The sequence below is a fragment of the Burkholderia sp. AU4i genome, assembly GCF_000466765.1.
Taxonomy (GTDB): Bacteria; Pseudomonadota; Gammaproteobacteria; order Burkholderiales; family Burkholderiaceae; genus Burkholderia; species Burkholderia cepacia.
On the sequence record NZ_ASSI01000031.1, the window covers coordinates 77,561 to 97,242 of the forward strand.

Below are 19,682 nucleotides of genomic sequence, written 5' to 3' on the forward strand. Positions count from 1 at the left end.
GGAAAACGAGAACGATGAACGGGCGACGGCCGCTTACCGGCTGCGCACGCGCGCCGCCGCTACGTCGCGGCCCGCCCGCCCATCGCCGCCCGTGTCGTCAGGCGGCGATCGCCGCGTTCGCGACACGCTCGCAGACAGCCGCCGTCACCTGCGCGGTCGTCGCGCTGCCGCCGAGATCGCGCGTGTGCAACGACGGGTCGGACGTCACCGCCTCGATCGCCTGCATCACGCGCGCGGCGGCTTCCGCTTCGCCGAGGTGGTCGAGCAGCATCACGACCGACCAGAACGTGCCGACCGGATTCGCGAGCCCCTTGCCCATGATGTCGAACGCGGAGCCGTGGATCGGCTCGAACATCGACGGATAACGACGCTCGGGATCGATGTTGCCGGTCGGTGCGATGCCGAGGCTGCCGGCGAGCGCGGCCGCGAGATCGCTGAGGATGTCCGCGTGCAGGTTGGTCGCGACGATCGTGTCGAGCGACGCCGGCCGGTTGACCATGCGCGCGGTCGCCGCGTCGACAAGCTCCTTGTCCCACGTCACGTCGGGAAACTCCTGCGCGACCTGCTTCGCGATCTCGTCCCACATCACCATCGCGTGCCGCTGCGCGTTGCTCTTGGTGATCACGGTCAGCAGCTTGCGCGGGCGCGACTGCGCGAGCCGGAACGCGAAGCGCATGATGCGTTCGACGCCGGCGCGCGTGAGGATCGACACGTCGGTCGCGGCCTCGATCGGATGGCCCTGGTGCACGCGGCCGCCGACGCCCGCATATTCGCCCTCGGAGTTCTCGCGGACGATCACCCAGTTCAGGTCGCCGGGCCCGCAGCGCTTCAGCGGCGCGTCGATACCGGGCAGGATGCGCGTCGGGCGCACGTTCGCATACTGGTCGAAGCCCTGGCAGATCTTCAGGCGCAGCCCCCACAGCGTCACGTGGTCGGGCACGTCGGGGTCACCCGCCGAGCCGAACAGGATCGCGTCCTTGCCGCGCAGCGCGTCGAGGCCGTCGGCCGGCATCATCGCGCCGTGCTCGCGGTAATGATCGGCGCCCCAGTCGAAATCCTCGAACTCGAACGCGAAGCGGTCGCTGCCGCGGGCCAGCGCTTCCAGCACCTGCTTGCCGGCCGGCACCACTTCCTTGCCGATCCCGTCGCCGGGAATCGTTGCGATACGGTAGGTCTTCATGCGCACATCCTCGATTGATCGTCAGCGTGAAGGCACTTTACCGAACCGGGAGTGCAGGAACCGGTGCTAGACTCAAAGCATCTTTAACTTGAATTCATGAATCCCGTCATGGCGGATACCGTCCAGCCGGCCGATCTCGGCTTCTTCTCGACGCTCGCCGCCTCAGGCAGCCTCAGCGCGGCCGCGCGCGAACTCGGGCTGACCGCGGCGGCCGTCAGCAAGCGGCTCACGCAGATGGAGCGGCGCGCGGGCGTCACGCTGGTGAACCGCACGACGCGGCGGATGATGCTGACGCCGGAAGGCGACGTGTTTCTCGACTACGCGCGCCGGATCCTCGACCAGATGGACGAACTCGGCGAGCTGCTCGGCAGCGCGAAGCAGCGCCCGAAGGGGTTGCTGCGCGTGAATGCGACGCTCGGTTTCGGGCGCAGCCACGTCGGCCCGGCGATTTCGCGCTTCGTCGCGCGGTATCCGGAAGTGTCGGTGCAACTGCAGTTGTCGGTGATGCCGCCGCCGCTCACCGACGACACGTTCGACGTGTGCATCCGCTTCGGCGAGCCGCCCGATTCGCGCGTCGTCGCGCGGCGGCTCGCGCCGAACCGCCGGCTGCTGTGCGCGTCGCCCGCCTATCTCGCGCGGCACGGCACCCCGGGCGCGCCGCACGACCTGACGCGGCACAACTGCATCGGCATCCGCCAGGGGGACGAGGGTTACGGCGTCTGGCGCCTGACGAGCGGGCGCGGCACGGCGCGTAATACGGAAGCCGTGCGGATCAACGGCAACCTGACGACGAACGACGGCGAGATCGCCGTGAAGTGGGCACTCGACGGGCACGGAATCCTGATGCGCGCGGAATGGGATCTGCGCGACTACCTCGCCGACGGCCGCCTGGTCGTCGTGCTGCCCGATCATGAAACGCCGGGCGCCGACATTTATGCGGTGTATGCGCAGCGTCACCAGATGTCCGCGCGGATTCGGGCGTTCGTGGATTTTCTGGCGGCGGAGCTGGGGCGGTTGAGGACGGTGTAGGAATCGGCACGGCACGCCCGGTGTCTCCGCGCACACGGCACGGAAACAAGAATGCCAGTATTTTGGCTATTTATTTGAGAAATAGCCAAAATATTGGCATACCGCATAGTCGACCAGCCCACGAGACACCGATGAACCGCACCGATTGTGCTAATATTCTGGTATTTCCGTTAGCAAAACGTTGAAATATTAGCCTCATGGCAAAGAAGACCGCCCCGCTCCTGCCGGTATCGAACCAGCTGCTCGCCGAATTCGGCGAGCGGCTGAAACTTGCGCGCCTGCGCCGGAAACTGACGGCCAAGCAGGTCGCGGAACGCGCCGGCATGTCGCCGATGACGCTCCGTTCACTCGAAGCCGGCGGGTCGGGCGTCACCATGGGCGCGTATCTGTCCGTCATGCAGGTCCTGGGGCTCCAGAACGATCTGGAAAATCTCGCTGCCACGGACGAATTCGGCCGCCAGCTTCAAGACGCGCGGCTCGTCAAACCGCGGCCCGATCGACGAACCGTGCCGCCGCCGTCTTCTGCCGCAGCATCGGAGCCCAAACGGCGCAATCGTGCAACCGCGTCTTCCACCACGAAAGCGACCGACACAGGCAGCGCCGCCTCCGACACCACCGACCACGGCGATGTCCGCGGCACGACGGCGGCCGACCTTGCCGCATTGCTGAAGCCGGCACGAAAGCGGCATGGGGAGCATCGAGGGAAATGACGACGATCGGTATCTACGCAGATTGGGACGGTTTGGCGGAACCGCAAAAGCTCGGACTCCTGCACAGCCGCAAGACGCGGGCGAGCGAGCGGTTCGAGTTCCAGTATGCGTCTGCCGCGCTGGCGGCACCCGAATTCGCGAACGTGCAGATCGATCCGGCAATCGGTTGCTTCGACGGCCCCCAATACCCGGCCCCACCGCGAGAGACGTTCGGCGCCTTCGCCGACTCCAGCCCCGATCGATGGGGCCGCATGCTGATGGATCGCAGGCTGGAGCGTGACATTCGCGCCGGCCTGCGACCGAAAGGCACTCGCCTGCACGAGTCGGACTACCTGCTTGGCGTGCACGACCTGTACCGTGTCGGCGCATTGCGTTACAAGCTCGACGACACCGGAGAATTCCTCGACGACCGTCACGATCTTGCCGCACCGCCGTTTGCCGAGATCCGTGAACTGGAGCGCGCGAGTCGCGCGCTGGAGGAAGACGTCGACAATACCGCCCCGAATGGCCGCGACTGGCTGTCGATGCTCATCGCCCCCGGCGGCTCGCTCGGCGGCGCAAGACCCAAGGCAAGCGTGGCCGACGATCAAGGCCGCCTTTATATCGCGAAGTTTCCGAGCGCGCGCGACGACTACGACGTCGGCGGTTGGGAGATGGTCGTCAATGCGCTGGCGGTGGGTTGCGGCCTCAACGTCGCGCACGCCGAAGCACGAAAATTCGCCAGCGAGCATCACTGCTTCCTGGTTCGGCGATTCGATCGGACGGCGGAGGGCCGACGCCTGCATTTCGCGTCGGCGATGACCATGACCAACCACGTCGACGGCGACGACGCGTCGACTGGCGTCAGCTATCTTGAACTGGCCGAAGTGCTCATGCGGCACGGCGCGCAGCCGAACGCCGACTTGCGCGAGCTGTGGGCGCGAATCGTCTTCAACTTGCTGGTCTCGAACACCGACGATCATCTTCGCAATCACGGCTTCATTCTGGTACCGGGTGCGGGGTGGCGGCTCTCGGCAGCCTACGACATGAACCCTGTCGCCGTCGCCGACGGGCTCAAACTCAACATTACGGAAGCCGACAACGCTCTCGACCTCGAACTTGCCCGCGAGGTATGCGAATATTTTCGGCTCAAGCTACAGGACGCCGACGAGATCATCGCCGACTTCAGCAGCATCGTCGGCCAATGGAGAACGCTTGCGACACGGCTCGCGCTCCCTGCAAGGGAACAGGAACGCATGGCCGGCGCGTTCCATCTCGCGAGCGCTTGATCGCGCTACATCCATCGCGCCTCCTTCACACCATCGCGGCCTCACTACCCTCGCGATCGTCGACCTCGATCGTTTCCGGCACCGGCCGCCGTACGACGCCCGCCGCAACGACCAGCCCCTCCCCGCTTCGCGACGCTTCCGAGAACCGCTCGACCATCCAGTCGACGAACGCGCGCACGCCGGGCGACACATGCGGGCGCTTCACGTACACGGCCGACACCGCGATCGCACCCGGCCGCCAGCACGGCAGCACTTCCCGCAACCGCCCCGCGTCGATCAGCGGCTGCGCGGCGACGCGCGGCGGCTGGATCAGCCCGAGGCCATGCACGCCGCACGCCAGGTACGCCCGCTCGTCCTCCACACTGACGATCCCGTCGAGCCGCACCTTGCGCACCGCGCCATCGACGAGGAACTCGAGTTCGGCCGTACGCTGCCCCGGAACCGGCGACGTGCCGACCGCACGATGCACGGCCAGATCGTCGAGCGTGCGCGGCGCGCCGTGGCGGTCGAGATACGCGGGGCTCGCGCATGTCACGCGCTCGAGCGTGCCGAGCCGGCGCGCAACGAGCGACGAATCGGGCAGTTCGCCAAGCTGGACGCTGCAGTCGATCGCGTCGCCGATGCGATCGGCCGGGCGCCCGGATACGCCCAGCGTCAGCGCCAGATCGGGATGCCGCGCATGGAACTCGCCGAGCGCCGGCAGCACGATCGCGTCCGCGACCGCCGCCGGCAGCTCGACGCGCAGCGGCCCGCTCGGGTGCAGCGCGGCGCCGCGAATGCTGGCCTCGAGCTCGTCGACGTCGGCCGTGATGCGCACGCAGCGCCGGTAATACGCGTCGCCTTCGGGCGTCGCCCGCAGCGCGCGCGTCGTACGCACCAGCAACGGCATGCCGAGTGCCGTTTCGAGCTCCTGCACGGTCCGCGTCGCGGTGGCGCGCGAAATGCCGAGCGCCTGCGCCGCACGCGTAAAGCTGTTCATTTCGACGATGCGCGTGAAGATGCGCATCGCGCGGATCGGATTGTCCACCGGACACCCCTGCATGTTTGCCGCAAGCCGCGGCGCACGCTTGCGCGCCCGCCGTGCCTGCGTATCGAGGAACGCCGCGCCGCCGGCGCGGCAGACGGTTCAGCCGTTCGCCGCCGCGGCGCGGCGCGCCGGGTCGTCGAGCAGCCGTTGCGCCAGCGCGAGTGCGTCGTCGCGGGTGGCGGCCGCGTTCAGCGGATAACCCCAGACCTTCTCGAACGCGCCCGAGAACGCGTCGAGCGCCACGCGCCGCGCGGCGTCGGGCTCGATCGCGATCATCGCGGGAATCCATTCGCGCGACTGCGCGCGGTTGGCCTTGCTCCACTTCGCGAGCTGCTTGCGCAACTCGTGATCGTCGGCGCCGCGGTCATCGCCGGACGGCGCATCGTCGGTCAGAAGAACGAACGGTTCGCGACGCGCGAGCAACGCGTCGAGCTCGGCGATCAGGCTGGCGGGGTCGGTGTGCGTCGAACCGGTGTAACGCAACCAGACAAACGGGAATTCGGTCGTGGTGATGTGCATGTCGGCCTCCAGATGAGAACGATTCTCATTTTATGGATCGAGGCCCACGGCGTCATTTATCGTCCCGGCCAACCGCTTGCTCGATCCGGCCAATCGCGCCCGGATGGTGCGGATCGCGCGAGTCGCACCGTTCAGCGTTGCCGGTCGGTCAGGAATTGCGTCGGCGACTTGCCGGTCGCCTTGCGGAACATCGTCACGAAGCTGCTCGCGCTCTCGTAGCCGAGATCGATCGCGATCTGGTGCACGCGGCGGCCGGTCGTCAGCATCCGCAGCGACAGCGCGACGTGCAGCCTCCGGCGCCAGTCGCCGAGGCTCATCCCGAGTTCCTTCGCCGCGAGCCGCGTCAGGCTGCGCTCGCTGATGCCCGCGCGCCGCGCGAGTTCGGCCAGCGGCGACTTGTCGGCCGGATCGGCGAGCAGATGGTCGATCAGCTTGCGCAGCCGGCGATCGGCGGGCATCGGCAGGTACAGGTCCTCGACCGGTGCGGCGACGAGTTCGTCGAGCAGCGTCGCCATCAGCCGCCCCTGCGGCCCGTCGACGTCGTACAGGTTCGGAAAGCTCGCCGCCTTCAGCAACAGTTCGCGCAGCAGCGGCGACACCGACAGCGTGCAGCAACGCGCGGGGAGGTCGAGGGCGGCATCCGGTTCGACCAGCACCGCGTAGAACGTCGCGCCGGCCGAGCCGCGCGCCGCGTGCGGGACGTCGCCCGGAATCCATACCGTGCATTGCGGCGGCGCGCTCCACACGCCGCCGTCGATCTCGCAATAGATGACGCCGCTCAGCGTGTAGAGCAACTGCGCCTGCGGATGGCTGTGCCGCTCGAGCCGCCATTCGGGCTCGACGACCGAGCCGCCGAACACGACGAGCGGACGCGGCACGTGGAAGACTTCGTCATCCGCTGCGGGATCGGTGGTCGGAGGAAGCTGGCGCATGAAACGGTGGACGATGGAGGAAGCCGGACGCCCTGCCCGCGCGTCCTTTCGTGCTTATACCAGAAAGGCGCCGGCGCGGCCCTGCCGCTAGGGCGGGTGTCCGTGCGGCGTCTGCAGCCGCCTGCCGAAGCGAATACAATGCCCCGATCCCCCGCCGCCGCACCCACCTGCCGGAGCCGTCATGTTCGACCTGACCACGCTGACCACCTTCACGGCCGTCGTCCTGGGCCTGTTCCTGATTCCCGGCCCCGCCGTGCTGCTCGTGCTGAGCCGCACCGTGCAGGGCGGCCGCAAGACCGGCATCCTGACCGGCCTCGGCGTCGCCAGCGGCGACTTCGTGCATACGCTGTTCGCGGCCGTCGGCCTGTCGGCGCTGCTGATGACGTCGGCGCTCGCGTTCAATGTCGTGAAGGTGATCGGCGCCGCGTACCTGATCTATCTCGGCGTGCGCGCGCTGCTGGAGAAGCAGTCCGATCCGTCGCTGCCGAGCGTATCGCCCGTCACGCCGCTCAAGGCGTACCTGCAGGCGATTCCCGCCGAGGTGCTGAATCCGAAGACCGCGCTGTTCTTCCTCGCGTTCATGCCGCAATTCGTGCATCCGGAACGCGGCTCGACGTTCGTGCAGTTCGCGGTGCTCGGGCTGATCTTCGTCGTGCTCAGCTCGCTCTACACGACATTGATCGCCTGCTCGATCCGTCCGCTCGGCCGCATCGTGAAGCGGCTCACGTGGCTCACGCGCTGGCAGGGGAAGATCATCGGCTCGATCTTCATCGCGCTCGGGCTGCGCGTGGCCGTGCAGCAGCGCTGACACGCGCGGCCGCATGACGTCCGCCGCCCCGCCCGCCGGCGAAGCGCTCTACACCGACCCGCGCCTCGTCGCGGTCTACGACCTGTTCAACGCGGGCGATCGGGATTTCGCGTTCTACGCGTCCGTGATCGGCACCGCACGCCGACGCATCCTCGACCTCGGCTGCGGCACCGGCACGTTCGCGCGCCGGCTCGCGGCAGCCGGGCACGACGTCACGGCGATCGATCCCGCGCCGGCGATGATCGAATACGCCCGACGCCAGCCGGGCGCCGACGCGGTCCACTGGCTTGCGTGCGGGCTCGACGGCCTGCCGCCCGACGCGCCGCCGTTCGATGCGGTCGTGATGACCGGCCATGCGTTCCAGTGCCTGCTGACCGACGCGGAAATCGATACGACGTTGCGCGGCGCGCGGCGCGTGCTCGCCGACGGCGGCCGCTTCCTGTTCGAGACCCGCAATCCGCGCATCGCGCCGTGGCGTGCATGGACGCCGGCACATTCGGCACGCAGCGTCGAATCGCGCGAATCGGGCATCGTCGATCTTCATCATGCGGTGCGCTCCGTGGACGGCGCGACCGTCACGTTCGACACGCACTACCGCTTCCGCCGCGACGACACGGTGCTGACGAACACGAGCCGCCTGCGCTTCATCACACAACCCGACCTGCGGGAACGCGTGATCGCGGCCGGATTCCCGTCGGCCGACTGGTACGGCGACTGGCAGCACGCGCCGTTCGACGATACGGCCAGCGCGGAGATCATCGCGATCTGCCGCGCGTGAGTGCGCGTTCCCGGCCGCGTCAGCCCGCCACCGGCAGCGTGTCCACCGCATACACGTGCCGCAGCGTGCGCCCCAGCACCGGGTCGTCCAGCTCGACCTCGAACCGCTCGGCCGGCCGGATGCCGCCGATCGCCGCGAGCGTGCCGCACAGCATCGCGGTGCCGTCGACGAAGCGGCCGCCGTGGCGCGCGAACTGCGCGAGCAGGTCGTCCGGTGCGCGCATCGCGCTCACCTTGCCTTCCTGGTACAGCACGCGCTCGCCGTCGATCGTCGCGTATGCGCGCAGCACGAGCTGATCCCAGTGCCCGGCCACGTCGTCGAGCTTCCACAGCGTGTTCGCGCACGGCTTGCCGCACATCTGCTTCGACACCGTGATCCCGTACGTCTCGACCTCGCGGTCGGTGTGATCGGACGCGATGCCGACGAACGTCTCGCCGCCGTCGCGCACCAGCACGAATTCCGCTTCGCCGCTGCTCTGCCCGCCCGACACCTGGATTGCGGGCGACGGATCGAGGCGGTCGGCCGCGACGCGGTAGAACACGGGCGTCGTCGCCGGGCGCTTGACGCCCAGTTCCTCCAGCTCGCGGATGTGCTTCTCCATGGCGGCCGTGTCGCGGCCGGTCCAGCCCGCGATCACGAGCGTGTCGATCGCGATCGCGCGCTCGGTGCGGCCGTCGCGACCGTCGATCGCGAACATGATGGTTTTCATCGAATGCTCCTCGTAGCGGGCAGCGCACGCGCGATGCGGCGTCGCCCGCGTTGTGCCGTGAATGGCCGGGCTCAGGCCGGGTCGTAGTAGTGGATCTCCAGCAACACGCAGCCGCCGTTCGACTTGAACGGGCCGTGCCATGCGCCGGGCGGGCGCACCGCGTACGTGTAGCCCTTGAACGGCGTGCCGCCGTTGCCGTGTTCGTCGTTGCCGACGGTCAGGTCGCCTTCGACGAGAAACACCTCTTCCCAGTAGTCGTGCACGAACGGCTTCTTCGTATGCAGCCCGGCCGGCAGGCGCAGCAGGCGCGTGCGGCTGCCGCGTTTGCGCTCGGTGTCGAGCACGCCGGACAGGATCAGTTCCTGCGCGCCGGATGCCGGGTCATAGCCTTCCGGCAGTTGCCAGTCACGCTGCATGTCCAGCGTATGGAATTCGTCGTGAAGCTTGTTGATGGCCATCTGTCTCTCCTGTGGCGATAGCGGATGAGTCGAACGCGATGCGGCGCGTCAGGCGGCGTGCGGCGTGCGGCGTCGACAGTTCCTGGTTCAGCGAATAGCTGCCGAGCATCGAATCGACGAGATGCGACGCGCGCTGCCAGTCGTACGTGCGATACGCATGCCCCTTCGTGACGAACGACGCGCCGGCGTAGAACAGTTCGTACTGGTTGTGGCGCGACGCGAATTCGGAGCCGACCGCATCCCATGCGAGCTTGAAGAACTTCACGCGCTCCTCGGACGAACACACCGGCGACTTCTGCGTCTTCTCGATGATGCGCAGCAGGTCGGGGTTCTCGAAATCGCGCACGCTGGACGGCAGCATGATCATTCCGCCGCCGGCGAGCTCGCGCAGTGTGTTGAGCACCTTCGAATAGAGCTGCTGCGTGACGACCTGCGAGCCGTACAGCATGTTGCGATCGGGTACGTAGAAGCCGTTGACGACGGTACCCTTCGCTTCCATCCCGTAGACCCACGCCTCGACCATCGACGCTTCGGCCGCGAGCTGGCCCAGCGTTTCGCGCACCTGCGGGAACGCATTCGTGCCGTTGACCTCGGAGATCTTCAGGCCGAGCCCGACGAGGAAGCGCAGCTTCGTCATCAGGCGCACCTGGCATTGGTAGTTCTGGTACACGTGCGCGGGCGTCGCGTGGAACTGCTTCGCGCACATCGCCGTGTTGCCGGCAACGAAGATCCGTTCCCACGGCACCTTCACGTCGTCGAAATACAGCACCGCGTCGTTCTCGTCGAAGCGGCTCGACAGCGGGTTGTCGAACACCGACGTCGCGTTCTCCTCGTACGACTTGCGCGACAGGATCTTCATGCCCTTCGCGTTCATCGGCACCGCGAACGACAGCGCATACATCTCGTCGCCTTCGCGCAGCGGCTGGATGCAGCTGCAGAACACCTCGTTCGCCATGATTCCGCTCGTCGCGAGCATCTTCGCGCCGCGCACCGTGATGCCTTCGGCATCCTGATCGACGATGCCGACCGCGAGGTACTTGTCCTCCTGCTCGTGCGCGGCCTTCGACTGGTTCGCCTGCGGATTCACGATCACGTAGGTCAGGAACAGGTCGTTGTCGCGTGCGTAGCGGTAGTAGTCGCGCAGCGCGCCCGCCCGCGCCGGATCGTATTGCTCGAACACGTCGGCGCCCATCACCATGCCGGCAAGACAGGACGCGACGTGATCCGGCGAGCGGCCCATGAAGCCGTAATGCAGCTCCGACCACGCTTCCAGCGCGGCACGGCGTTCGACGAGTTCGTCGTAGGAGGTTGGCAGCTGCCAGATCCGGCTGACGCGGTTGCCCGAGTCGGGCGACACGAACGTCATCTTCTCGACGTTCTCGTCGCGAGCCTGGTAGTCGTACAGGCTCGCGTAGCTGCGGATCGAATTGCGGAATGCCGCATGCGCGGTCACGTCGCCGACCGGCTGGCCGTTCAGGTAGACCTGCCGCCCGTCGCGCAGCGACGCGATGTGCTGGGTCCCGTTCTTGATCATGATGTTCTCCTGGGTGGAATGAAACGTGGATTGCATTCAGGCAGACGGCGCGTGCATGCCGTCGAGCGTGCGATAGCGGCCGCCGAAGAAGATCAGCGGGCGCCCTTCCGAACGAGCGCGGTACCGCGTCACGCGGCCGACGAAGATCACGTGATCGCCGCCGTCGTACTGCGCATAGGGCTCGCATTCGAACGTCGCGAGCGCATCGGGCAGCAGCACCGCGCCGTCGTCATCGGCCGCGCCGGCACGCCAGCCCCACTTGTCGCCGTTCGCTTTCGCGAAGCAGTTCGACAGGTGCTGTTGCGTCTCGTCGAGCACGTTGACCGCATAGCCGCCCGCACCGGCCAGGTCGCCGAGGCTCAGGCTGCGACGGTCGACCGAAAACAGGATCAGCGGCGGGTCCAGCGACACCGAATTGAACGACGCGACCGTGATACCGATCGGTGCCCCCTCCTTGCGCGGGGCGGTAATCACCGCGACGCCCGTCGCGAACATCGACAGCGCGGTGCGAAAGCGCCGCTGCGCGTCGGCACCCGCACCGGTTCCGGCATGGTTCTCGCTCATCTCGTCCTCCTTGGGTGGCATCGCCGGATTCCGCAGTGGAATCCGGTCCAACAAAGCACCGTTATTTAGCTTTGTTATTTAGCTTTTATTAAATGTAAACACAAAGGCGGGTTCAAGTTGTCGTAAACCCTGACCTAGAAAGCTTTGTTTGAAAGACAACCCTACTGACGGGATGGGTGTTGCGCGGCGCCCGCGAATGTCCACGTACACTGCGGCTACCCTGTTCCGCGGTGCTTTCGCGCACTGCGGGAGACACCGTTTTCCGGAGCCGCATCGATGCAATCCCGTCCGATCTACATGGACTACAGCGCGACGACGCCCGTCGATCCGCGCGTGGTCGACAAAATGGTGCCGTTCCTGCACGAGCAGTTCGGCAACCCGGCTTCACGCAGCCACAGCTACGGCTGGGATGCCGAGCAGGCGGTCGAGGAAGCGCGCGCGCACGTCGCCGCGCTGCTCGGCGCCGATCCGCGCGAAATCGTGTGGACCTCCGGCGCGACCGAGGGCAACAACCTCGCGATCAAGGGCGCCGCGCACTTCTACCAGGGCAAGGGCAGGCATCTCGTCACGGTGAAGACCGAGCACAAGGCCGTGCTCGATACGTGCCGCGAACTCGAACGCCAGGGCTTCGACGTCACGTACCTCGACGTGCGCGAAGACGGCCTGCTCGACCTCGACACGGTGCGGCAGGCGCTGCGCGCCGACACGATCCTGGTGTCGGTGATGCTCGCGAACAATGAAACGGGCGTGATCCAGCCGGTGGCCGAGATCGGCGCGCTGTGCCGCGCGCGCGGCATCGTGTTCCACTGCGACGCCGTGCAGGCGGCCGGCAAGATCCCGGTCGACGTGAATGCGTTGAACGTCGACCTGCTGACGGTGACCGCGCACAAGGTCTACGGCCCGAAGGGGATCGGCGCGCTGTACGTGCGCCGCAAGCCGCGCGTGCGGATCGAAGCGCAGATGCACGGCGGCGGCCATGAGCGCGGGATGCGCTCGGGCACGCTGCCCACGCACCAGATCGTCGGGATGGGCGAGGCGTTCCGGCTCGCGAAGAAAGAGATGGCGGAGGAAAGCCGCCGCGTCGGCGCATTGCGCGACCGGTTGCTGGCCGGCCTGTCGACGCTCGACGAGGTTTACGTGAACGGCGATCTGGCCCGCCGGATTCCGCACAACCTGAACGTCAGCTTCAATTTCGTCGAAGGCGAATCGCTGATCATGGGGATCAAGGGTGTCGCGGTATCGTCAGGCTCGGCGTGCACGTCGGCATCGCTGGAGCCGTCGTACGTGCTGCGCGCGCTGGGCCGCAGCGACGAGCTCGCGCACAGCTCGATCCGCTTCACGCTCGGCCGCTTCACGACCGAGGCCGAAGTGGACAGCGTGATTGCGCAGGTGCGCGACACGGTCGGCAAGCTGCGCGCGCTGAGCCCGCTGTGGGACATGCATCTCGAAGGGGTCGACCTGAATACGATCGAGTGGGCCGCGCACTGAGTGCGGTCGAGCGTCAGGCGGGCTGGCGGCGCGTGCGCGTCAGCCTTTTTCCTGGCGCGCGATCAGGTGCGCGAGATCGAGCGTCGCGCGGTCGCCGTTGGTGACGAGGCGGTCGATCACCGAGCAGAGCGCCTTGAATTCGGTCTTCGTCACGCCCTCGAACAACACGTTGTTGATGCGCTGCTGCGTATCCGTGAGCGCCTTCAGCAGCTTCGAGCCGGCCGGCGTGACCGTGAGACGCATCTTGCGCTTGTCGTCGGGGTCCGGGCGTTTGTCGATCAGGCCGAGTTTCTTCAGCTTGCCCGTCTCGATCGTGACGAATGCGCCGCTCAGGTGCAGGTGATCGGCGAGGCGGTTGACGGTCACGATGTCATCGTGCGAAAGATGCGAAACCGATACGAGCAGCGAATACTGGATGCCGGTGAGGCCGATCAGCGAGCCGAAGCCGTCGCGTACCGACAGCAGGCGGGCCGCAAACGGCAGCAGCCCGTTGATCAGGTGGCGAAATTCCGTGTCCGTGCCGTCGATCAGGCAGGCCGGGTTGGTGATGGTCAGAACGGACTCCTCTTGCTGCTTGGCCATGACTTCGACGCTCCGTACGGTCATGCGAATTTAGCTTTGAAACGAAATTATACGGCAAAGGCACATGCGCCCCTGGCCAGGTCCGGCCGCTGCGCGTGACCCCATTTCCCGCTACAGGAGGCTCGTCCATGCCCTTCCCGCTTCATCCCGCATCGGTTCGCGCGCTGCTCGAATGCTATCTGCGCGCAAAGGACCTGAACCGGCCCGCGCTGATCGCCGACTGCTTCGCGGCCGATGCCGAGCTGAGCTTCTCGCTCGCGAACGACGACATCGATTTTCCGCCGCGCGTGACGGGCGCGGCCGCGATCGCACGCACCCTGGTCGAGGAATTCGGCGAGCGGTTCGAGCGGTGCCGGACCTATTACGTTTGCACCGAACCCGAAGTCGACCCGCATGGCGTCAGCCGGATGTCGTGGCTCGTCGTGATGCGGCAGAAGGACAACGGCGCGTTGCGGATCGGGCACGGCACGTACCGCTGGCAGTTCACACCCGACAGCGAAAGCGGTGCGCGGATCGCCGCGCTGCACATTCATGTCGCGCGCATGGATACGATCGACGATCCGAAGTCGACGAAACTCGACGCGCTGCATGCGGCGTTCGGGTATCCGTGGCTGCCGGCGCACGCGTTCGCGCGCGGGCTGGCGGATGTCGCGGCCGCGCAGCCGGAATGGGCATTCCTGGCGCCGTTTCACGAGGCGGCGGCAGCGGCGGCCGGTTGAAACACGGCTGAAGCGCGTCGCCGCTTCACGTGCGGGCAAGGAGCTGACGGACCGTCATCACGCGCGGATCGTCGCTCGTCAGAACCTCGCCGTAATGGGCGATCGTTGCCCGGTGGTCAAGCAACAGCGGAATCGAGACGCGCCCGAGCAGCGTCCGCTCGACCGCTTCGCCGAACGTGAATCCGCACAGATGCACACCGTCGACCACGCAATTGGTCGAGAACACCCGGCCCTGCGCATCGACATAAAACTCGGCGTACCCGAGATCATCTTCGGCGAAGCCGATCATCGTCGTCCCGAGCGCCTGTTCCCACGCGTCGATCTGGTGATCCTTGCGCGCCAGCGCATGAAAGGCGAGCCCCATTCGCGCGCAGGTCTGCCCGCTGGCGGAAGCGCCCACGATCAGCCCGCCGAATTCGCGCAGGATGGCATCCCCCGGATGCTCGCCATCGCCGGACGACACCCGGCAACCGGAATCGCCACGCCACCCCGAATCGGCAAACAGCGCCCTGACCGACGAAGGAATCGCGATCACCACCACCCTCCCGAGTTTGCGTGCACGATACCGCACGCGCTATCCACCATGCGCGACACAGGAAATGCATCGCGCGTGCCCGTCACCTCGACGCATCGAGCGCGCCCCTCACCCCCTCCCAATCCAGCCCGAACCGCGCGAGATACTTGCGCAGCCTGTCCGCGTCGTTCGGCTGCTTCTTGCTCTGCCGCGACACCGCGAACAGCGTGCGCCCCGCTTCCGACAAGCTTGCCGACACGCGGCACACGTCGAGCACGCGTTCGAGCTGCGCACGGTCGAACAGGTCGAGTTCCGCCGCGCGCGCGCCGAACACCGCTTCGACACACGCGTCGGACGATCCCGCGCCTCCCGGCTGCGACCACGTGCGCGTCAGCCGTTCGACTTCCTGTTCGGCCAGCGCTTCGGTAATCCGTCCCGCATCGGCCAGCGTCGCCATCCGCGTGACCGACGCGGACAGCTCGCGGAAGTTGCCGGCCCACGCCGCACGCGGCGACGCGGCGAACGCGAGATAGCGCCGCTTCGCCTCGACGTTGAAACGCACCTGCTCGCCCTGCTCGCGGCCGAACCGGTCGAGTTCGAATTCGAGGTTTGGCTCGATGTCCTCGCGTCGCTCGGCCAGCCCCGGCAGTTCGTACGTCCACAGGTTGATCCGCGCATACAGATCCTCGCGGAACGTGCCGGCCGCCACCATCTGCCGCAGGTCGCGGTGCGTGCCCGCGATCAGTTCGAAATCGCTGGTCGCCTCGACGTCCGCGCCGACCGGCAGGAAACGCTTCTCCTCGATCGCCTTCAGCAGCATCGCCTGTTCGTCGAGCCCGAGTTCGCCGATCTCGTCGAGAAACAGCAGCCCGCCGTCCGCCGCGCGCAGCAGCCCGGCCCGCGCCGACTGCGCGCCCGTGAACGCGCCCTTCACGTGGCCGAACAGCGTCGACATCGCCGCGTCGCCGCGCAGCGTCGCGCAATTGATCTCGATGAACGGCCCCGCGAGCCGATGGCGGCCGCGCTTCAGCTCGTACACGCGCTTCGCGAGAAACGACTTGCCGGCGCCCGTCGGCCCGACCAGCAGCATCGGCGCGCGCGAACGCACGGCCACGCGCTCCAGTTGCTCGATCAGCGCATTGAAGCGCGCGTTGCGCGTCGCGATGCCGGCCTTCAGGAACGACACCGTCTCGTCGCGCTCGCGCGTGAAGCGCTGCGCGATCCGGTTGTAGCGCGACAGGTCGAGATCGATCACCGACATCGTGCCGGGCCCGCTCAACCCCTCGTCGGTCTTCTGCGGCGGTGCCGTCTGGGCGAGACGCGCCGGCAGGTAGCGCGCCTCCGCCAGCAGGAACCAGCAGATCTGCGCGACGTGCGTGCCGGTGGTGATGTGGATCAGGTAGTCCTCGCGGTCGAGATCGAACGGGTAGGCGCGCGCGAAATCGTGCAGCGTCGCGTAGACCTCCTCGAAATCCCACGGATCGCGAATCTCCATCGGGACGAGCCGCACGTCCGTGTGCGGCGACACGCGCTCGAGGTCCTGCTTCACGCGGTTCGCGAGACGCGCGTAGTTCGGCGCGTGCAGCAGTTCGAGCCGGTCGACCGGCATGTCGCGCTGCTCGCACAGCGAAATCGTCGGCCGCCAGTTGCGCCAGCGGCGCTGCGAGCCGCCGCCCTGGTCGAGCACGGTACCGAGAAAACCGATCGCGACGGTCTTGCGCATGTTTATCCCACAAGATAAGAGGCGATCCGATTGTATCGAATTTTCCGGAACGAGCCACGACCTGATTTTCATGTACCGCCCGTCATGCCAAATAATTTTTCTTACATTTCAAGGGCTTGCGATTTATTTCGCACACAGCGCCGCCCGCTGGCACGCTCCTCGCTCAATAGAAAGCGCCGGATGTCCCGCTGGCCCGCGAGCCAGGGTTCACAAAGCCCTGCTGGTGCGCCGCCGCCGAACCTGGTTCGTCGCGGTCGCGCATGCCGCCATGGGCAGACGAAGGCAAACGGGCGCGTACTGGAACTTCGCCCGGGTTCGAATCCCGGGGCGCCCTCCGTTCGGTAGCTCATTTGGGTAGAGCAGCCGGCGCAAGCCGGTGTGTAGCGGGTTCGAATCCCGCTCGAACGCTGTCCGCAAGGACAGCCTTGCAATGAAAGCAGTACCCGCCGGTGCGGGCCGCAAGGCCCGCCGCGCGTCGGACCGGTTGCGGTTCCGCGCGATCGGCCGGACGGCCGCACGGCCCGCGCGAAGGCGCACGACGACGCGAAGCAGGATGCGTCGCCGCGCACTTCGGCGCCGGGCCTGCGCGCCGCCCGCCCGGTTGCGTCGCCCCGCGATCCGCACGATGCGCGTCACCCGGCGGTCATCGAAGAAAAGGACAAGAATATGTGGATGCGACATGTAGTGAAAAAGAACGAACGCGCGCTGCTGATGAACGAGGGCGATTTCGTGAAGGTGCTCGAACCGGGCGTGTTCAAGGCCTTCGATCCGTTCAAGCGCCTGTCGGTGCAGACCGCGCGTCTCGACGCGCCGCTCGCCGACGCGGCACTGGCCGATTACCTGCGTCACGACGCACCGGACGTACTCGCCCGGCACTTCGTCGCGATGGATCTCGCCGACGACGAAGCCGGCCTGCGCTACGAAGACGACGTGCTCGTCGAGATCCTGGCGCCGGGCACGCGCCGGCTGTACTGGCGCGGCCTGACGGCGCACCGTCTCGAGCGCGTCGATCTCGCGCAGGACAGCGTGCTGCCGGCCGCGCTCGTGAAGCGCATCGCGCAACCGGCACTGCGGGCGCGCGGCGTGGCGGGGCTGGCGGGCGTGCTGCTGGCGCAGGTGCCGGCGTACCACGTCGGCGTGCTGAAGATCGACGGCAAGATCGAGCGGCTGCTGGACGCGGGTGTCTCGGCGTTCTGGCGCTTCAACCGCGATATTGCGGTCGAACTCGTCGACCTGCGCGTGCAGGCGCTCGAAGTCGGCGGACAGGAAATCCTGACGCGCGACAAGGTCGCGCTGCGGTTGAACCTGTCGGCGACGTGGTGTTATGCGGACGTGCTGCATGCGTTCGGCCAGCTGCAAAAGCCGGTCGAGCACCTGTATCGCGAGCTGCAGTTCGCCCTGCGTTCGGCCGTCGGCACGCGCTCGCTCGACGAACTGCTGGAAGACAAGCAGTCGATCGACGAGGTCGTGATCACGCAGGTGCGTGCACGCCTCGGCAACTCGGGCGTGGACGTGCGCAGCGTCGGCGTGAAGGATATCGTGCTGCCGGGCGACATGAAGACGATCCTCGCGCAGGTGGTCGAAGCGGAAAAGTCCGCGCAGGCGAACGTGATTCGCCGCCGCGAGGAAACGGCGGCCACGCGTTCGCTGCTGAACACCGCGAAGGTGATGGAAGAAAACCCGACCGCGCTGCGGCTCAAGGAGCTGGAAACGCTCGAGCGCGTCGCGGAACGGATCGACCGGATCTCGGTGTTCGGCGGTCTCGACCAGGTGCTGAACGGACTCGTCAGCATCAAGGGCGCCTGACGGGCGCAACGGCGCGGCGCAAGTGTGCCGCGCCGCATGAATGAAGGAATCAGGTGAAGCAAATGAGTGCAATGGATTACCAGGTGATGGAACTGGCGAACGGCAAGCCGGTGAAGATGTGGACGCAAGGCGTCGCCGTCGAGAACGAAGCGCGCGCGCAGCTGCGCAACACCGCGCAGATGCCGTTCATCTTCAGCCACGTCGCGGTGATGCCGGACGTCCACCTCGGCAAGGGCTCGACGATCGGCAGCGTGATCCCGACGAAGGGCGCGATCATTCCGGCCGCGGTCGGTGTCGACATCGGCTGCGGGATGATGGCCGCGCGCACGACGCTGACGGCGTCCGACCTGCCGGATTCGCTCGCGGGCCTGCGCGGTGCGATCGAACGCGCGGTGCCGCACGGCCGCGCGCCGGGCCGCCGCGATCCGGGCGCATGGGGCGACCGCACGCCGGCCGCCGTGACCGAATCGTGGAAGTCGCTGCAACCGGGCTTCCAGCGGATCGTCGACAAGTATCCGAAGCTGGAAAAGACGAACCACTACGCGCATCTCGGCACGCTCGGCACCGGCAACCACTTCATCGAAGTGTGCGTCGACGAAGCGGAACACGTGTGGTTCATGCTGCACAGCGGCTCGCGCGGCGTCGGCAATGCGATCGGCAGCCTGTTCATCGAACTCGCGCAGGCCGACATGCGGCAGCACATCGCGAACCTGCCGGATCGCAACCTCGCGTATTTCACCGAGGGCAGCCGCCACTTCGACGACTACGTCGAGGCGGTCGGCTGGGCGCAGGACTACGCGCGGCGCAACCGGCAGGCGATGATGGATGCGGTGATCGGCGCGGCGCGCGGCGTGATCGCGAAGCCGTTCTCGGTCGACGAACACGCGGTGAACTGCCACCACAACTACGTGCAGCGCGAACGCCATTTCGGCGAAGACGTGCTCGTGACGCGCAAGGGTGCGGTGTCCGCGCAGAAGGGGCAGCTCGGGATCATTCCGGGCTCGATGGGTGCGAAGAGCTTCATCGTGCGCGGGCTCGGCAACCCGGAAAGCTTCTGCTCGTGCAGCCACGGCGCGGGCCGGACGATGAGCCGCACCGAAGCGAAGCGCCGCTTCACGGTCGACGACCAGGTGAAGGCGACCCAGGGCGTCGAATGCCGGAAGGATTCGGGCGTCGTCGACGAAATCCCGATGGCCTACAAGGACATCGACGCGGTGATGGCGGCCCAGCGCAGCCTCGTCGAAGTGGTGCACACGCTGCGCCAGGTGGTGTGCGTGAAAGGATAGCGCGGTACGCGGCCGATGGCCGGCGGCCGCGCGCAACGAGAGAGAAAC

The 19,682-nt window shown here is 67.1% G+C and carries 20 protein-coding genes and 1 tRNA gene; 10 read left to right on the forward strand and 11 right to left on the reverse strand.

What is annotated here, in order from left to right:
• Positions 1-97: 97 nt before the first annotated feature.
• The gene (locus tag L810_RS05385; protein WP_021157358.1) at positions 98-1,180 is read right to left on the reverse strand and encodes a tartrate dehydrogenase; all 1,083 of its coding nucleotides are present in this window, start codon (positions 1,178-1,180) and stop codon (positions 98-100) included.
• A 108-nt stretch (positions 1,181-1,288) separates the two neighbouring features.
• Here L810_RS05385 and L810_RS05390 point away from each other — a divergent pair, with 108 nt between their 5' ends.
• The 3 genes from L810_RS05390 (at position 1,289) to L810_RS05400 (ending at position 4,187) form a co-directional block, all read left to right on the forward strand.
• A complete protein-coding gene (locus L810_RS05390; RefSeq protein WP_021157359.1) occupies positions 1,289-2,209 on the forward strand; it encodes a LysR substrate-binding domain-containing protein in 921 nt (306 codons plus the stop codon).
• A 197-nt stretch (positions 2,210-2,406) separates the two neighbouring features.
• Positions 2,407-2,919 (forward strand): helix-turn-helix domain-containing protein, encoded by a 513-nt coding sequence (locus L810_RS05395; RefSeq protein WP_021157360.1) that lies wholly within the window; start codon positions 2,407-2,409, stop codon positions 2,917-2,919.
• On the forward strand, positions 2,916-4,187 hold the full coding sequence (locus L810_RS05400) for a type II toxin-antitoxin system HipA family toxin (protein ID WP_021157361.1): 1,272 nt from the start codon (positions 2,916-2,918) through the stop codon (positions 4,185-4,187). The genes L810_RS05395 and L810_RS05400 overlap by 4 nt, the downstream gene beginning before the upstream one ends.
• Before the next feature lie 25 nt (positions 4,188-4,212).
• Here the strand turns inward: L810_RS05400 and L810_RS05405 are convergent, their stop codons facing one another.
• From L810_RS05405 to L810_RS05415, 3 genes are all read right to left on the reverse strand, one after another.
• Positions 4,213-5,214: a LysR family transcriptional regulator gene (locus L810_RS05405; protein ID WP_021157362.1), complete on the reverse strand. Its 1,002-nt coding sequence runs from the start codon at positions 5,212-5,214 to the stop codon at positions 4,213-4,215.
• 99 nt (positions 5,215-5,313) lie between these two features.
• Positions 5,314-5,733, reverse strand: coding sequence for a hypothetical protein (locus L810_RS05410; RefSeq protein ID WP_021157363.1), 420 nt, complete (start codon positions 5,731-5,733; stop codon positions 5,314-5,316).
• Between the two features lie 131 nt (positions 5,734-5,864).
• Complete coding sequence (locus L810_RS05415) at positions 5,865-6,665, reverse strand: AraC family transcriptional regulator (RefSeq protein ID WP_042973320.1); 801 nt, start codon at positions 6,663-6,665, stop codon at positions 5,865-5,867.
• Between the two features lie 181 nt (positions 6,666-6,846).
• On the opposite strand from L810_RS05415, the gene L810_RS05420 reads away from it, so the two are divergent.
• Complete coding sequence (locus L810_RS05420; protein WP_021157365.1) at positions 6,847-7,473, forward strand: LysE family translocator; 627 nt, start codon at positions 6,847-6,849, stop codon at positions 7,471-7,473.
• A gap of 13 nt (positions 7,474-7,486) precedes the next feature.
• Positions 7,487-8,251, forward strand: coding sequence for a class I SAM-dependent methyltransferase (locus L810_RS05425; protein ID WP_021157366.1), 765 nt, complete (start codon positions 7,487-7,489; stop codon positions 8,249-8,251).
• Between the two features lie 19 nt (positions 8,252-8,270).
• On the opposite strand, the gene L810_RS05430 is transcribed toward L810_RS05425, so the two are convergent.
• The 4 genes from L810_RS05430 to L810_RS05445 all read right to left on the reverse strand — a co-directional run bounded on the left by L810_RS05430 (position 8,271) and on the right by L810_RS05445 (position 11,516).
• The gene (locus tag L810_RS05430; protein ID WP_021157367.1) at positions 8,271-8,960 is read right to left on the reverse strand and encodes a DUF2848 domain-containing protein; all 690 of its coding nucleotides are present in this window, start codon (positions 8,958-8,960) and stop codon (positions 8,271-8,273) included.
• A gap of 71 nt (positions 8,961-9,031) precedes the next feature.
• Positions 9,032-9,418: a hypothetical protein gene (locus L810_RS05435; protein WP_042973324.1), complete on the reverse strand. Its 387-nt coding sequence runs from the start codon at positions 9,416-9,418 to the stop codon at positions 9,032-9,034.
• Positions 9,366-10,952: a 4-hydroxyphenylacetate 3-hydroxylase family protein gene (locus L810_RS05440; protein WP_021157369.1), complete on the reverse strand. Its 1,587-nt coding sequence runs from the start codon at positions 10,950-10,952 to the stop codon at positions 9,366-9,368. The genes L810_RS05435 and L810_RS05440 overlap by 53 nt, the downstream gene beginning before the upstream one ends.
• A gap of 36 nt (positions 10,953-10,988) precedes the next feature.
• Positions 10,989-11,516 carry a flavin reductase family protein gene (locus tag L810_RS05445; protein WP_021157370.1) on the reverse strand — a complete coding sequence of 176 codons (528 nt, stop codon included), beginning with the start codon at positions 11,514-11,516 and terminating at the stop codon, positions 10,989-10,991.
• Positions 11,517-11,792: 276 nt separating this feature from the next.
• Here L810_RS05445 and L810_RS05450 point away from each other — a divergent pair, with 276 nt between their 5' ends.
• Positions 11,793-13,004 carry an IscS subfamily cysteine desulfurase gene (locus tag L810_RS05450; protein WP_021157371.1) on the forward strand — a complete coding sequence of 404 codons (1,212 nt, stop codon included), beginning with the start codon at positions 11,793-11,795 and terminating at the stop codon, positions 13,002-13,004.
• Positions 13,005-13,043: 39 nt separating this feature from the next.
• Here the strand turns inward: L810_RS05450 and L810_RS05455 are convergent, their stop codons facing one another.
• Positions 13,044-13,586 carry a MarR family winged helix-turn-helix transcriptional regulator gene (locus L810_RS05455; RefSeq protein ID WP_021157372.1) on the reverse strand — a complete coding sequence of 181 codons (543 nt, stop codon included), beginning with the start codon at positions 13,584-13,586 and terminating at the stop codon, positions 13,044-13,046.
• Between the two features lie 128 nt (positions 13,587-13,714).
• Between L810_RS05455 and L810_RS05460 the strand changes: the two genes are divergently transcribed.
• Positions 13,715-14,305 carry a nuclear transport factor 2 family protein gene (locus L810_RS05460; protein WP_021157373.1) on the forward strand — a complete coding sequence of 197 codons (591 nt, stop codon included), beginning with the start codon at positions 13,715-13,717 and terminating at the stop codon, positions 14,303-14,305.
• A gap of 25 nt (positions 14,306-14,330) precedes the next feature.
• Here the strand turns inward: L810_RS05460 and L810_RS05465 are convergent, their stop codons facing one another.
• Both L810_RS05465 and rtcR read right to left on the reverse strand, forming a co-directional pair.
• Positions 14,331-14,843 carry an SUKH-3 domain-containing protein gene (locus tag L810_RS05465; protein WP_226166045.1) on the reverse strand — a complete coding sequence of 171 codons (513 nt, stop codon included), beginning with the start codon at positions 14,841-14,843 and terminating at the stop codon, positions 14,331-14,333.
• 79 nt (positions 14,844-14,922) lie between these two features.
• Entirely contained in the window at positions 14,923-16,542 is a 1,620-nt protein-coding gene (rtcR, locus tag L810_RS05470; RefSeq protein ID WP_042973329.1) for an RNA repair transcriptional activator RtcR, read from the reverse strand.
• Positions 16,543-16,877: 335 nt separating this feature from the next.
• On the opposite strand from rtcR, the gene L810_RS05475 reads away from it, so the two are divergent.
• From L810_RS05475 to L810_RS05485, 3 genes are all read left to right on the forward strand, one after another.
• A tRNA-Cys gene (locus L810_RS05475) sits at positions 16,878-16,950 on the forward strand.
• A gap of 258 nt (positions 16,951-17,208) precedes the next feature.
• Positions 17,209-18,348: a slipin family protein gene (locus tag L810_RS05480; protein WP_021157374.1), complete on the forward strand. Its 1,140-nt coding sequence runs from the start codon at positions 17,209-17,211 to the stop codon at positions 18,346-18,348.
• A gap of 62 nt (positions 18,349-18,410) precedes the next feature.
• Complete coding sequence (locus tag L810_RS05485; RefSeq protein ID WP_042973331.1) at positions 18,411-19,634, forward strand: RtcB family protein; 1,224 nt, start codon at positions 18,411-18,413, stop codon at positions 19,632-19,634.
• Positions 19,635-19,682 lie beyond the last annotated feature (48 nt).

Bases quoted from the DNA above. Each gene is read 5' to 3' on its own strand.
- L810_RS05385 (WP_021157358.1), bottom strand. From the start codon at position 1,180: ATGAAGACCTACCGTATCGCAACGATTCCCGGCGACGGGATCGGCAAG.
- L810_RS05390 (WP_021157359.1), top strand. From the start codon at position 1,289: ATGGCGGATACCGTCCAGCCGGCCGATCTCGGCTTCTTCTCGACGCTC.
- L810_RS05395 (WP_021157360.1), top strand. From the start codon at position 2,407: ATGGCAAAGAAGACCGCCCCGCTCCTGCCGGTATCGAACCAGCTGCTC.
- L810_RS05400 (WP_021157361.1), top strand. From the start codon at position 2,916: ATGACGACGATCGGTATCTACGCAGATTGGGACGGTTTGGCGGAACCG.
- L810_RS05410 (WP_021157363.1), bottom strand. From the start codon at position 5,733: ATGCACATCACCACGACCGAATTCCCGTTTGTCTGGTTGCGTTACACC.
- L810_RS05415 (WP_042973320.1), bottom strand. From the start codon at position 6,665: ATGCGCCAGCTTCCTCCGACCACCGATCCCGCAGCGGATGACGAAGTC.
- L810_RS05420 (WP_021157365.1), top strand. From the start codon at position 6,847: ATGTTCGACCTGACCACGCTGACCACCTTCACGGCCGTCGTCCTGGGC.
- L810_RS05425 (WP_021157366.1), top strand. From the start codon at position 7,487: ATGACGTCCGCCGCCCCGCCCGCCGGCGAAGCGCTCTACACCGACCCG.
- L810_RS05430 (WP_021157367.1), bottom strand. From the start codon at position 8,960: ATGAAAACCATCATGTTCGCGATCGACGGTCGCGACGGCCGCACCGAG.
- L810_RS05435 (WP_042973324.1), bottom strand. From the start codon at position 9,418: ATGGCCATCAACAAGCTTCACGACGAATTCCATACGCTGGACATGCAG.
- L810_RS05440 (WP_021157369.1), bottom strand. From the start codon at position 10,952: ATGATCAAGAACGGGACCCAGCACATCGCGTCGCTGCGCGACGGGCGG.
- L810_RS05445 (WP_021157370.1), bottom strand. From the start codon at position 11,516: ATGAGCGAGAACCATGCCGGAACCGGTGCGGGTGCCGACGCGCAGCGG.
- L810_RS05450 (WP_021157371.1), top strand. From the start codon at position 11,793: ATGCAATCCCGTCCGATCTACATGGACTACAGCGCGACGACGCCCGTC.
- L810_RS05455 (WP_021157372.1), bottom strand. From the start codon at position 13,586: ATGGCCAAGCAGCAAGAGGAGTCCGTTCTGACCATCACCAACCCGGCC.
- L810_RS05460 (WP_021157373.1), top strand. From the start codon at position 13,715: ATGCCCTTCCCGCTTCATCCCGCATCGGTTCGCGCGCTGCTCGAATGC.
- rtcR (WP_042973329.1), bottom strand. From the start codon at position 16,542: ATGCGCAAGACCGTCGCGATCGGTTTTCTCGGTACCGTGCTCGACCAG.
- L810_RS05480 (WP_021157374.1), top strand. From the start codon at position 17,209: ATGTGGATGCGACATGTAGTGAAAAAGAACGAACGCGCGCTGCTGATG.
- L810_RS05485 (WP_042973331.1), top strand. From the start codon at position 18,411: ATGAGTGCAATGGATTACCAGGTGATGGAACTGGCGAACGGCAAGCCG.